Origin of the sequence: Nocardioides cavernae (assembly GCF_016907475.1) — a bacterium.
Taxonomy (GTDB): Bacteria; Actinomycetota; Actinomycetes; order Propionibacteriales; family Nocardioidaceae; genus Nocardioides; species Nocardioides cavernae.
Map to the genome: position 1 here is coordinate 1,553,523 of NZ_JAFBCA010000001.1, position 12,405 is coordinate 1,565,927.

Annotated in this window: 12 protein-coding genes and 1 tRNA gene; 3 read left to right on the plus strand and 10 right to left on the minus strand. The window is 72.5% G+C overall.

Features of this window, described 5'->3' with window-relative positions; translation table 11 throughout:
- Positions 1-13: 13 nt before the first annotated feature.
- The 6 genes from JOD65_RS07200 to JOD65_RS07225 all read right to left on the minus strand — a co-directional run bounded on the left by JOD65_RS07200 (position 14) and on the right by JOD65_RS07225 (position 5,248).
- Positions 14-598: a hypothetical protein gene (locus tag JOD65_RS07200; protein WP_191193075.1), complete on the minus strand. Its 585-nt coding sequence runs from the start codon at positions 596-598 to the stop codon at positions 14-16.
- Positions 595-1,716: an ATP-dependent DNA ligase gene (locus tag JOD65_RS07205; protein WP_191193074.1), complete on the minus strand. Its 1,122-nt coding sequence runs from the start codon at positions 1,714-1,716 to the stop codon at positions 595-597. The genes JOD65_RS07200 and JOD65_RS07205 overlap by 4 nt, the downstream gene beginning before the upstream one ends.
- A gap of 77 nt (positions 1,717-1,793) precedes the next feature.
- The gene (locus JOD65_RS07210; RefSeq protein WP_191193073.1) at positions 1,794-2,495 is read right to left on the minus strand and encodes an ABC transporter permease; all 702 of its coding nucleotides are present in this window, start codon (positions 2,493-2,495) and stop codon (positions 1,794-1,796) included.
- The gene (locus JOD65_RS07215) at positions 2,492-3,403 is read right to left on the minus strand and encodes an ABC transporter ATP-binding protein (protein ID WP_191193072.1); all 912 of its coding nucleotides are present in this window, start codon (positions 3,401-3,403) and stop codon (positions 2,492-2,494) included. The genes JOD65_RS07210 and JOD65_RS07215 overlap by 4 nt, the downstream gene beginning before the upstream one ends.
- The gene (locus tag JOD65_RS07220) at positions 3,400-4,296 is read right to left on the minus strand and encodes an ABC transporter permease (protein WP_191193071.1); all 897 of its coding nucleotides are present in this window, start codon (positions 4,294-4,296) and stop codon (positions 3,400-3,402) included. The genes JOD65_RS07215 and JOD65_RS07220 overlap by 4 nt, the downstream gene beginning before the upstream one ends.
- Complete coding sequence (locus tag JOD65_RS07225; RefSeq protein ID WP_307820999.1) at positions 4,289-5,248, minus strand: ABC transporter ATP-binding protein; 960 nt, start codon at positions 5,246-5,248, stop codon at positions 4,289-4,291. The genes JOD65_RS07220 and JOD65_RS07225 overlap by 8 nt, the downstream gene beginning before the upstream one ends.
- Positions 5,249-5,738: 490 nt before the next feature.
- Between JOD65_RS07225 and JOD65_RS07230 the strand changes: the two genes are divergently transcribed.
- Positions 5,739-5,817: transfer RNA gene (locus JOD65_RS07230), tRNA-Gln, on the plus strand.
- Here the strand turns inward: JOD65_RS07230 and JOD65_RS07235 are convergent.
- Together JOD65_RS07235 and JOD65_RS23665 are read right to left on the minus strand one after the other, a co-directional pair.
- Entirely contained in the window at positions 5,818-6,825 is a 1,008-nt protein-coding gene (locus JOD65_RS07235) for a zinc-dependent alcohol dehydrogenase (RefSeq protein ID WP_191193070.1), read from the minus strand.
- Positions 6,825-8,285 (minus strand): DUF4389 domain-containing protein, encoded by a 1,461-nt coding sequence (locus JOD65_RS23665; protein ID WP_191193069.1) that lies wholly within the window; start codon positions 8,283-8,285, stop codon positions 6,825-6,827. Before JOD65_RS23665 ends, JOD65_RS07235 begins: the two co-directional genes overlap by 1 nt.
- 207 nt (positions 8,286-8,492) lie before the next feature.
- Here JOD65_RS23665 and JOD65_RS07245 point away from each other — a divergent pair, with 207 nt between their 5' ends.
- A complete protein-coding gene (locus tag JOD65_RS07245) occupies positions 8,493-8,777 on the plus strand; it encodes a hypothetical protein (RefSeq protein WP_191193068.1) in 285 nt (94 codons plus the stop codon).
- Positions 8,774-10,126, plus strand: coding sequence for a glycosyltransferase (locus JOD65_RS07250; protein WP_191193067.1), 1,353 nt, complete (start codon positions 8,774-8,776; stop codon positions 10,124-10,126). Before JOD65_RS07245 ends, JOD65_RS07250 begins: the two co-directional genes overlap by 4 nt.
- Here the strand turns inward: JOD65_RS07250 and JOD65_RS07255 are convergent, their stop codons facing one another.
- Both JOD65_RS07255 and JOD65_RS07260 read right to left on the minus strand, forming a co-directional pair.
- Entirely contained in the window at positions 10,127-11,791 is a 1,665-nt protein-coding gene (locus JOD65_RS07255) for a SulP family inorganic anion transporter (RefSeq protein ID WP_191193066.1), read from the minus strand.
- Complete coding sequence (locus tag JOD65_RS07260) at positions 11,788-12,384, minus strand: hypothetical protein (RefSeq protein WP_191193065.1); 597 nt, start codon at positions 12,382-12,384, stop codon at positions 11,788-11,790. The genes JOD65_RS07255 and JOD65_RS07260 overlap by 4 nt, the downstream gene beginning before the upstream one ends.
- Between the last annotated feature and the right edge of the window lie 21 nt (positions 12,385-12,405).

Consider the following 12,405-nt stretch of genomic DNA (forward strand, 5'->3'; position numbering starts at 1 on the left):
GAGGGTCCGGCGCTCAGACGCCGGTGACGCCCTCGCCTGAGCCGGAGGCCTGCTCGTCGAAGTTCTCGTGCTCGATCAGGTGGAGGACCGGTACGCCGAGCTTGCGGCGGGCGCGGGAGGTCCAGTCGACGTGGAAGAACTCCGCCACCACGTGGGAGCGGGTCAGGATGATCGCCTCGCGCGCGTCGACCGAGGTGACGAGCGCGGCGAGCGCGTCGACCGGCGGCTCGGACGTGACCTTGCCGGTCGCCTTCCCGCCCGCGTCGTGGATCGCGAGGAGCGTCTTCTTCAGGTCGGAGGAGGAGTTCTCCTCGCACTCGCGGCGCAGCGCCTCGATGTCGACGTCGTTCATCGCCAGGGCCGGCGCGGCCATCAGGTCACCCGCGCCGAGCGTGCCGAGCGAGGCCTCGATGCGGGCCGCGGCGTCCTCGAGCGGCAGCAGGACGTGGTAGACGACGGGGTCCTCGATCTCGGAGTGCAGCGAGCGCACCTGCTTCGCGTCCGCGGGCGTGAGGGCCTGCTCGACGAGGAGCACGACGTCGTAGGTGCCCTGCCCGTCGTGGATCGAGTCGTCGGGGATGTCGGTGTGGTCGGTCATGACTCGCCTCCGGGGTCGGTACTGAGAATTCTAGTGAGGTCGTAGCCCGCCGGCTCGTCGAGCTGGCCGTAGCCGCAGCCCTCCGGGTCGCGGTCGGGGCGCCACCTCTTGAAGTGGGCGGTGTGCCGGAACCGCCGACCCTCCATGTGGTCGTACTTCACCTCCAGCACCCGCTCGGGGCGCAGGGCGGTGAACCCGAGGTCCTTGCCGGCGCTCCACCGGCTCTGGGTGCCGGGGACGCGGTCGGGGTTGGCGGTGAGGAACTCGTTCCACCGGCCCCACGGGTGGTCGGCGATGTCGCAGACCAGCGGCTGCAGCTCGTGCCAGAGCTCGGCGCGCCGCGTGGCGGTGAAGCTGGCCGAGACGCCGATGTGCTGCAGCTCGCCGTCGTCGTCGTACAGGCCGAGGAGGAGCGAGCCGATCAGTGGCTCCTCGGGGGTCGAGGTCTTGTGCTCGCGGTAGCCGGCGAGGACGACGTCGGCCGTGCGCTCGTGCTTGATCTTGAGCATGGTGCGCTTGTTGGGCTCGTACGCCGACCCGAGTGGCTTGGCGACGACGCCGTCGAGCCCCGCGCCCTCGAACTCCTCGAACCACCGCTCCGCCTCGGCGGGGTCCTCGGTGGTGCGGGTGAGGAAGCACGGTCCGCTGCCGTCGAGGTGGCCGAGCGCCTCGACCAGCGCGGCGCGGCGCTCGGAGAGCCGGCGGTCCATGAAGGACTCGTCGCCGAGCGCCAGCAGGTCGAAGGCGACGAAGCCTGCGGGTGTCTCGACCGAGAGCTTGTCGACCCGGCTCGCGGCGGGGTGGATCCGCTCCTGGAGGGTCTCGAACTCCAGCCGCCACCCGTCCGGGCCCTGCAGACCGACGAAGATCTCTCCGTCGAGCACGATGCGCTCGGGCAGCTGGCGGCGTACGGCCTCGACGACCTCGGGGAAGTAGCGGGTGAGCGGCTTGGTGTTGCGGCTGGCGAGCTCGACCTCGTCGCCGTCCTTGAAGACCAGGCAGCGGAAGCCGTCCCACTTGGGCTCGAAGCTCAGGCCGCCGTGCTTCGCCGGGTCGGGGACGCCGCTCACGCTCTTGGCGAGCATCGGCTGCACCGGCGGCATCACGGGAAGGTCCACACCGCGAGCCTAGTGGGGCGCGCCGCGCTTCTCCCGCGGCCCACGACGCGCGGTGTGGCGCGGCCCGCTGGGCGCCGCTACTCGTCGCCGGTGAGGGAGAACGAGCGCAGCCGGTCGCCGGCGAACCACGCCCCGACGACCGTCACGACGAGGCTGGCGATGATCGCGTAGCCCAGGTTGGCGGGGTCCGGCAGGGCGCTGGAGATCTCGTGGCCGATGCGCAGGCCCCACTGGCCGATGCTCAGCCAGGCGATGCCGCTGAACAGGTTGCCGAGCAGGCTCTCCCAGATCAGCACGAACATCAGCGACGCGATGACGGCGTGCCGGGTGACCGCGGAGATCGCGAGGAAGAGCGCGGAGTACGCCGTCCCCGCGACGACGGCACCGACGAACAACGCCATCGCCCGGGTGCTGTCGCCGGTGATGAGGGCGGCGACGAGGATCGGCAGGGCCCCGGCGGCCAGGGTGGCGCCGAGCGCCACCAGCCACTTGCTGATCGCGATGCCGTAGCGATTCACCGGCTTGGAGAGCAGGTAGACGATCGAGCCGTCGTCGACCTCGGGGCCGAGGACCGAGGACGCCGCGAGGATCGCGACGAGCGGGAGCACGAGCGGGTAGCCGAGGTTGGGCAGCACCTCGTAGGCCGCGTCGCCGTCGACGAGCGCCGTGACGAGCGCGACCAGGCCGATGAGCAGCACCGGGAAGGCGAGCAGCAGGAAGAAGCGGCGTCGGCCCAGCAGTGCCTGCAGAGCGAGCTTGGCAATGGTCGTGTTGATCATCGGGCCACCAGGTAGGCGAAGACGCTCTCCAGCGACTCGTCGCTGGGGGAGAGCTCGAACAGGGTCACGTCGTGCTGCCGGGCCAGCCGGGGGAGGTCCACCGCGAAGCTGCCGAGGTCACCGACCTGGACGTCGAGCTGGTCGCCTCGCAGGCTGACCGCGCGCACCGACTCCTGCGCCATCAGCACGGAGGCGAGGCTGCGGTTGTCGCTCGACTGGACGGCGTACTGCACCGGCCGGTCGGTCATCAGGCGGCGGATCGCGCCGAAGTCGCCGGAGGCGGCGTGCCGGCCGGAGACGACGACCTCGATGTGGCGGGCGAGCCGCTCGACCTCCTCGAGGATGTGGGAGCTGAAGAGCACCGTGCGCCCTTCGTCACCGAGCCGCCGCAGGAGGTCCATCAGGTGCATCCGCTGGCGCGGGTCGACGCCGTTGAACGGCTCGTCGAGCAGCAGGACGGTCGGGTCGTGGACCAGCGCCGCCGCGATCTTGATGCGCTGCCGCATGCCCTTGGAGTAGGTGTCGAGGCGTCGGCCTGCCGGCTCGACCATGTCGACCACCTCGAGGATCCGCTCAGTGGCGGCGGCTGCTTCGCGCAGTCGGTGCAGGTCGGCGTTGGCGCGGACGAACTGGCGACCGGTGAGGTAGCCGAAGCTCAGCTCGCGCTCGGGCACGAGGCCGATCTGGCGGTAGGTCTCGGTGTTGCGCCAGACCGGCTGGCCATCGAGCGTCACGTGGCCGGCGGACGGGGCGAGGAAGCCCGACATCATCGCCATCAGCGTGGTCTTGCCCGCGCCGTTGGGGCCCAGCAGGCCGGTCACGCCGGGGCCGATGGACAGCGAGACGTCGTTGACCGCGACGACGTTGCCGAACCAGCGCGACGCGGAGTCGAGGACGAGGGTGCTCATCGCGAACCCACCTTCCGGAAGCGGGCGACCAGGCCGAGCAGGCAGGCGGCAGCGAGCAGCACCGCCACGATGGCGTACGCCGGCACCCACGCGCCGTCGACCGGCACCGGGGTGTCGACACCGGCGTCCCAGGCGTTGGCGAGGCCGTTGTAGAGGGACCACGGTGAGAGCAGGCCGACGCCGACCGACACCGACTCGCTGTCGCCCTCGTAGTAGGCGATGTTCTGCATCACGGTGACGATGCCGGTGAGGACGATGAGCGCCATCACCGAACCGACGACGGCGAAGCCACGCCGCAGGGACACCGACGAGATGAGCCCGCTGACGCCGGCGACCATCAGGGCGAGCAGGACCTGCAGCGCGATCGCCTTGAGCACGGAGGTCGTCTGGTCGCTCTTGTCGAGCCCCGACAACATCGCGCCCGCGAAGAGCACCACGGTCGGGATGGCGGTGAAGAGGAAGATCGCGAGCGTCAGGGACATCCACCGGACGAGCGCGAAGACCGGTGCCGCCAGAGGGCGGGCGAGGTAGAGCACGATCGAGCGGTGGCGCAGGTCGCGGGAGAACAGCACCGGCGCCTGCGAGGCGGCGAAGAGGCTCACGAGCAGCTGGGTCTGGTTCGTGTAGTCGGCGTAGGACACCGGGAGCTCGCCGAGGCCGGTGAGCACGACGACGCCGACGACGATCGTGGCCGGCAGGAGCGACATGGCGAGCAGGAGGAACGGCATCACCTTCGACTTGCCCGACCGGCCCAGGCCGTAGGCGTGGCGCAGGCCGGTGACGAAGAGGGTGCGGGCGATCGCCGGGGTGCCCTCACGGACGCCGTCGAAGTGGCGGTAGCCGAGGTCGTGGATGACGCCGGGACGACCGGCGTCGGGTGAGAGGTCAGACACGGGTGCCTCCTTCGAGGAAGACGTCCTCGAGGTGGCGCCGGTCGGGCTGCAGGCGCATCAGGCCCAGGCCGAGGTCGGCGGCGACGTCGCGGATCAGGTCGTGGACGGCCCCGCCCTCGGCGAGCTCCGGCGGAGGCGGGTCGATCGCGACCATCGCCCCGCGGGGACGACACGTGAGCCCGCGCTGGGCGAGCGCCTCGCCGAGCCGGTCGCGCTCGGCCTCGGTGCCGACCACCTCGACCAGCAGGCTGCCGGTCCGCTGCAGGAAGTCGCCGGTGGCGCTGCTCCGCAGCAGGTGGCCGCCGTCGAGGACGATGACGTGGTCGCTGACCTGCTCGAGCTCGCCGAGCAGGTGGGAGGTGACGAGGACGGCGATGCCGAAGTCGCTGCCAATGCGCTGCACGAGCCGCAGCATGTCGGTGCGGGCGGCGGGGTCGAGGCCGTTGGTCGGCTCGTCGAGGAAGACCAGCCGCGGGTCGTGGGCCAGCGCCTGGGCGAGCTTGGCGCGCTGCTTCATGCCGGTGGAGTAGCCGCCCATCGGCCGGTAGCGCTCCTCGTCGAGGCCGACGTGGCGCAGCACGTCGGCGGCGCGCTCGCGGGCCGCTGATGCCCCCAGGCCCGACATCCGCGCCATGTGGACGACGAAGTCGCTGGCGCTGACGTCGGGTGGCAGGCAGTCGTGCTCGGGCATGTAGCCGACGAGCCGCCGGATCTCCTGGCTCTCCTGCTCGATGTCGTGGCCGAGCACGCGTGCGTGCCCGCCCGTGGGCTCGAGCAGCCCGAGCAGGATCTTGATGAGCGTCGACTTGCCTGCGCCGTTGGCGCCGACGAGTCCCGTCACACCCTCGCCGACGTCGACCGTGAGGTCGGTCAGCGCGTGGACCGTTCCGTAGTGCTTGGTGAGGCCGGCGGTCGAGATGACCGGCGGGTGCCCCATGAGTTCCCCCGTCACGACCGCCACGCTAGCGGGGGCGGGGCCATCCGGCATCAGGGATGGCCCCGATCCGTGTGGAGGTGTCGTGAAGATCGGCTGGTCGGGTCGCCTGCGTCATGCGATGCCGTACGCATGGGTGCGGGTCCGTATGACGCTCAGCCTCACACCTGGGGCGGGACGTCATGGCGCGCGGTCGTCGGGGCGACCGGTGGGCATGACGTCCTGACTCGGCTCTAGGCTTGGCGGCACATATCCCCGGTTGGCCTGCCGGGCATTGGCAGCCCCGCCCGAGGCGGGCCCTAGGCTTGGGCACCTATCCCCGGTTGGCCTGCCGGGCATTGGCAGCCCCGCCCGAGGCGGGCCCTAGGCTTGGGCACCTATCCCCGGTTGGCCTGCCGGGCATTGGCAGCCCCGCCCGAGGCGGGCCCTAGGCTTGGGCACCTATCCCCGGTTGGCCTGCCGGGCATTGGCAGCCCCGCCCGAGGCGGGCCCTAGGCTTGGGCACCTATCCCCGGTTGGTCTGCCGGCAGGGCCCGCCTGACTTTGAATCAGGACTAGCGACGTAGGTTCGACTCCTACCCGGGGAGCTACATCTCGAACACCAGGCGGGCAGGCACCTCGCCGGCGAGCACCTCCTCGAAGCAGGCGTTGACGTCCTCGAGGCGACGGCTCTCGGTCACGACCCGCGTCAGGCCGCGGGCGTGGAGGTCGAAGCACTCGGCGAGGTCGTTGCGGGTGCCGACGAGCGAGCCGATCACCGAGATGCCCTTGAGCACGGTCTCGAAGACCGGTAGCTCGAGCCGGTCGTCGGCCGGGAGGCCGACGAGCACCAGGCGGCCGTTGGGGTTGAGGGCGGCGTGGGCGGCGCGCATCGCGGCCGGCGAGGGCACCGTCACGAGGGCGACGTCGACGCCGCCGATCGCCTCGAGCTCGGCCTGCTGGTCACCGCGGGCGTCGACCACGTGGTCGGCGCCGAGGTCCTTGGCCAGCTGCAGCTTCTCGTCGTGCACGTCGACCGCGACCGTCCGGGAGCCGAAGACGCGGGCGTACTGCAGGCCCAGGTGCCCGAGGCCGCCGATGCCGACGACCATCGCGGTCTCGCCCGGCTGCGGCGCAGCGACCTTCAGCCCCTTGTACGTCGTCACGCCGGCGCAGGTCAGCGGCGCGGCGTCGCGCGAGGTCACCGCGTCGGGCACGGGCACGACGTGGCTGGCCCAGGCGACGGCGTACTCGGCGTAGCCGCCGTCCATCGTGTAGCCCATGTAGGCGGGGCTGGTGCAGTAGGTCTCCCAGCCTGCGACGCAGTAGCGGCAGTGGCCGCAGGCGTGCCCCAGCCAGGGGAGCGCGACGCGCTGACCGATCGTGACCGGGAGGTCACCCTCGCCCACGGCCTCGACGACACCGACACCTTCGTGGCCCGGGATGAGCTGGTCCTTGGGCTTGACCGGCCACTCCCCGCGCGCGGCGTGGATGTCGGTGTGGCACAACCCGCAGGTCTGGATCTTCACCAGCACCTGGCCGGGACCGGGTTCCGGGACCGGGACGTCACGGATCTCCAGCGGAGCTCCGAGCGTGGGGACGACGGCTGCCTTCATCATTCTCTCCTCGATGCGTTGCGGACGGGTACGGCGATGAGCAGGGCGCCGGCCAGCAGGGTCAGGCCGGCGAGGACGAAGAGGACCGCGATCACGGCGTTGACCACCGGGAGCTCGGCCCCGGTGGAGACGTCGGCCGAGACGCCGCTGGTGCCGTCCTCGCGCATCAGCACGACGGTCCAGTCGCCGTCCCGGAGGTCCCAGGTGAGCGTGGCGTCGGTGCCGGTCGCCTGCGCCACCCAGAAGGTCTGGTCGGTGGGACCGGTCGCGGGCGCGCCCCCGTCGGTGGTGTCCAGGACGGCATGGCCGGCCCGGAACTCGCTCAGGGTGTCGCGGGAGACGTCGCCGAGGTAGCCCTCGACGTCGGACGTCGCGGCGACGCCGACGAAGAGCGGTTCGCCGGTGTCGGCCCGGGCGCGGATCCGGACCTCGCCCAGCCACATCGACGGCACCCAGGAGGGTGCTCCCTCCGTGTCGACCTTCGCGTCCTCGGACGTGATGGCGAACGTGTCGCTGTCGAGCGCCGTCGTGGGGGTCATCAGGAAGCCGTCGTCACGCTCGGTCGCGCCGATCAGGGCCAGGGTGCCGCCGGCCCCTGCGAACGCGAGGCCCATCAGCACGAGCAGGGAGCCGACCACCGCGGAGACGACCCGGCCGGCCGTCCAGCCGCTGCGGCCGCCGGGGGTGCCGGGGCCGCCGGGACGCGCGTACTGGGACATCGCCGGGGACGCCGTTGGGGGAGGTGTCGGGGGAGGCGTCCCGGCCGCCGGGTCGACCGGTGGGAGCACAGCGGCGTGTGGTTCGTGGCCCCCCATGTCGAGGCGGAAGGGCGGGTACTGGTCGGTCATCAGCGAGACGTAGCCGGCGACGCGCAGCACCCAGCGGTTGATCCCCAGGACCAGGTCGAAGACCTGCTGGGGGTAGCGGCCGGTGAACAGCAGCACGACCCCCGCGACCAGGACGAGCACGCCGAGCAGGCTGATGCTGATCCAGGTCTTGTCGCCGGCGCCGCCCACGCCGTACGCCACCCCGCCGACGAAGAGCGCGATGATCAGGAAGTGGGGGATGGCCAGCAGCCACCACTTCACCAGCACCAGTCCGCGCGAGAGCCGCTCGGGGTAGTCGACGGACAGGTGCGCGGGGTAGTCCGGCACCTCCGCGAGCGTGAACGGCGGGTAGCGGTCGGTGCCGAGCGTGTAGCAGTAGTAGGAGACGCGCCAGCTCCAGCGCATCACGCCTACGTTGAAGTCGAACATCGCGCGGGGATAGCGGCCCGTGAACAGGATCGCGAAGAACGCCATCACGCTCAGCACCGCGAAGCCCAGCCACAGGAAGGCGAGCACCACGTAGTGGGGGATGGCGAGCAGCCATTTCACCAGCCACAGTCCCCGGCTCAGGCCGGGGTCGAGGTCGGCGTCGACGTGCACCGGGTACGTCGGGGGAGCGATCGAGGTGGTCATGACGAATCCTTCCTCCGCGGCGCCCGGGCCAGTGCGTGACGAGGCCCGGGGAGCCGCTTTCCTCCCTTCGATCGTCCCGCCGTGGGGAGGATGCGGGGAGGGCCGAACGGCACCTGTTCCCGGCACCTGCCCGGGACCTACGACCCTGTTGGGTGCCGGGCAGGGGAGTGAGACTCGAACCCCCAGGACCCAGGAGGCCCCCCAGTGATGACCAGTGCGCCAGCCCCACGCCCGCTCGACTCCGTCCGGGTGGTGGTCGAGGACGTCCCCGAGCTCGACGACCTGGTGCGGGAGGCCGCGCACCGCGCGTTGGAGTCCGACCGTGCGCTCGAGCTCGTCGAGGCGGCCGTCCCCCTGCGCGACCACGCCGCCCGGGCGCGGGTGATCCGGTGCATGGACGAGGCGCTGGAGGTGGCGCGCCGCGCCGCGCCCGGCGTCCCGGTCCGCGTGGGCGTCCCGATCGAGCTGCCCCTGCCACGCCACTCCCGGTGAGCGGGGTCGCGGAGGTCATCGTCCAGCCGGTGCCCCTGCAGCGGCTCGACACCCTCCTCACGCCTGACCGCATCGATCGGCTCGAGGCGTACGTCGCCGCGGCTCGGCGGCTGCTCGAGGGACGCGTCGTGTGGAACGTCAACTCGACCGCGCGCGGTGGCGGGGTCGCGGAGATGCTGCACACGCTCGTGGCCTACGCGGCCGGCACCGGGGTCGACATCCGCTGGCTGGTGGTGGGCGGTGAGCCCGAGTTCTTCGCCGTCACGAAGCGGATCCACAACAGGTTGCACGGCGTCCCCGGCGACGCCGGCAGGCTCGACGCCACCGCGCGGGCGACGTACGACGCCACGCTGGCGCGGCAGCGCGAGGAGGTGGTCGCCCGGGTCCAGCCCCGTGACGTGGTCCTCCTCCACGACCCGCAGACGGCCGGGCTCGCCCGTGCCCTGCGTGAGCGCGGCGCACTCGTGGTGTGGCGCTGCCACGTCGGCCTGGACGAGCACAACGAGTGGACGCGGGAGGCGTGGGGCTTCCTGCGGGAGCTGGTCGAGCCGGCGCAGGCCTGCATCTTCTCGCGGGAGTCGTTCGCGCCCGACTGGGTCGACCGGCGGTGGCTGCGGGTGATCCCGCCCTCCCTCGACCCGTTCAGCCCCAAGAACACGGACCTCGACCCTGGAGAGGTCGAGGCCCTCGTGCACCGGGAGGGACTGGTGGTCGAGGGAGCACCGCTGCCCACGGACCGCCGGGCCGTGCTCCAGGTCAGCCGCTGGGACCGGCTCAAGGACATGGCAGGGGTCCTCGACGCCTTCGCCGAGCACCTCGATGAGCTGCCGCCCGACGTGCACCTGGTGCTGGCAGGCCCCGCGACCGACGGCGTCGCCGACGACCCCGAGGCCGCCGCCGTGCTGGCGGAGTGCCGGGAGCAGTGGCACTCGCTCCCCGCGCAGGTCCGCGACCGGAGCCACCTCGTGTGCGTGCCGATGGACGACCTCGACGACAACGCGCGGGTCGTCAACGCGCTGCAGCGCTGGTCGACAGTCGTGGTCCAGAAGAGCCTCGCCGAGGGGTTCGGCCTCACCGTCACCGAGCCGATGTGGAAGGGCAGGCCCGTGGTGGCCTCGGCGGTGGGCGGGATCCGCGACCAGGTGGAGGACGGCGTGAGTGGCGTCCTCCTCGACGACCCGCGCGACGGCGCCGCGCTGGTGGCTGCGCTGTCGGGCCTGCTGGGCGATGCCGACCGGCGCCGCGAGATGGGCCGTGCCGCCCACCTCCGCGTCCGCGACCACTACCTCGCCGACCGACACCTCATCCAGTACGCCGAGCTCTTCGCGCAGCTGGTGGGGGAGACGTGATCACTCCCGGCCGGTGGCCGCTCGGAACGCCTCGAGCGCGGTCGGCAGGGTCGGGAAGATGTGCTCGTCCCCGATCCGCTCCAGCACCCCGCTCGGCTGCAGGACGGTGCGCGGGTCCTGCTTGAGCCGGGCCAGCGCCAGCACGACACCCTCCGCCTCGAGCTCGGCGCGCAGCGTCTCGAGGGCGTCGGCGCCGGTGAGGTCGACCTCGCCCATCGCCTCGAAGTTGAGCAGCACCCACTGGGGGTCGTACGCCGCCACCGACTCGCGCACCCGGGAGAGGAAGTTCTCGGCGTTGGCGAAGAACAGCGGCGCGTCGTAGCGGTAGACGAGCAGCCCGGGCACGGGTGCGGCGTCGGCGTAGTCGTCGACGTCGTGCATGCCGGCGACGTCGGGGACGAGTCCCTCGACCGCGTCGTGGGGGCGCGCCACCCGGCGGAGCACGTCGACGAGCGACAGGCTGACGGCGACCAGCACGCCCTCGAGCACGCCGAGCACGAGCACGCCGAAGGTCGTGGCCAGCGCGATCAGCAGCTCGGTCCGCCGGTAGCGCGCGATCCGCGCGAACTCCCCGACGTCGATGAGCCGCAGGCCGGCGTAGACGACCACCGCGGCCAGGGCCGCGTCGGGGAAGCGCGCGAGCACGGGGCGCAGCGCGACGACCAGCACCAGCGCGGCTCCCAGCGTGGACAGCCCGGCCCAGCGGGACCTGCCGCCGACGGCGTCGACGATCGCCGTACGGCTGCCAGAGCTGCTGACCGGGAAGCCGTGCACCACGCCGGCCGCGAGGTTGGCGGTGCCCAGGGCGAGCAGCTCGCGCCGGGCGTCGACCCGGTCGCCGTGCCGGGTGGCGAACGCGCGAGCCGTCAGCACGTTGTCGGTGAAGCCGACCACGGCGATGGCCAGGGCCGTGGTCAGCAGCGCCCACGACCCCAGCGACGTGACGGACGGCAGGCCGAGGGTCGGCAGCGCGAACGGCAGCCCCCCGACGACCCCGACGCCGTCGTCGGGCAGCCCGGCGAGGCTGACCACGAGGGTCGCGAGGAGCATCCCGACCAGCGGCACCGGTCCGGTCGGCCACAGCCGGGCGCCCAGCAGCAGCACGGCGAGCGTGCCGAGGCACACCGCGAGGGTCGGTGCGTGGATCGCCGACGGGTGCTGCACGAGCCACCAGGCCTCCGCCAGGGGGTCGCCGTCGGGGATGTCGGCGCCCGTCGCACGACCCACCTGCGACAGGATCATCAGACCGGCGATCCCGGCCATGTAGCCCACCAGGACCGGCTTGGAGAGCAGGTCGGCGAGGAAGCCGAGCCCGCCGGCCCAGGCGAGCAGGCACACGGCGCCGACCGCGAGCGCGAGCAGCGCGGCGGTGTCCTGCGCGGACTCGCCCGGCACGGTGATGGCCGCCAGGGCGGCGCCGGTCATCAGGGCGGTCGTCGACTCCGGACCCACGGACAGCTGGGGGGACGACCCGAGGAGGAAGTAGACCGCCAGCGCCACGAAGGCGGCCCACAGGCCCGCGGCCGGCGGCACCCGCGCCAGTCCGGCGTACGCCAGCACCTGGGGCACCAGGTAGGCCGCCACGGTGATGCCCGCGACGACGTCGCGCTGCAGCGCACGCCGCCCGGGTGGCCGCAGGCCCTCCCGCCAGGTCGTCGCGCTCATCGCGACCCGGCCACCAGGCCGGCGTCCCACCCCGGCGCCCGACCGCCGGCGGGCGGGCCCACCCGGGACAGGTCGTGGCCACTGCGGACGAGGAGCCACGACGTGAGCGAGTTGGAGTTCCACATGTCGCCGGTGTGCTGCTCGTCCAGCGCCCAGGTGGCGGTGCGGAAGTGCGGCGCCAGGGCCAGCACCCGTTCCGCGTGCCCGGCGTCCTGGCTCATCCGCACGGGGCTGTCCACCGCCTCGTCGACATCGGGGATCCGGCCGCCCGGCCAGCACCGCACCTCGTAGCGGAACCAGCGGGACCGGCCGAGCCACCTCAGGCCGACCGGCCCCTCGGCGACCACGCCCCGCTCCGGCTCCGGCGTGTTCCAGACCGGCGCCATCTCGATGACCCACCGGTCGGGGCCGAGGCGGACCTCCAGCGCGGAGTGGTAGAGGTCGGCGGCGCGCCGGTGCTCGCGGCGAGCGACCAGCGCCTCGAAGACCCGTCCGTTCAGCCGCACGCACCTCCCGCCCGCGCCCAGTGGGAGCCAGTACAGGTCCACCCACGACACGTCGTCACCGCCGCGCAGGGGCGTGCTGCCGGTCATGGCTTCCTCCTCGGCGCCAGT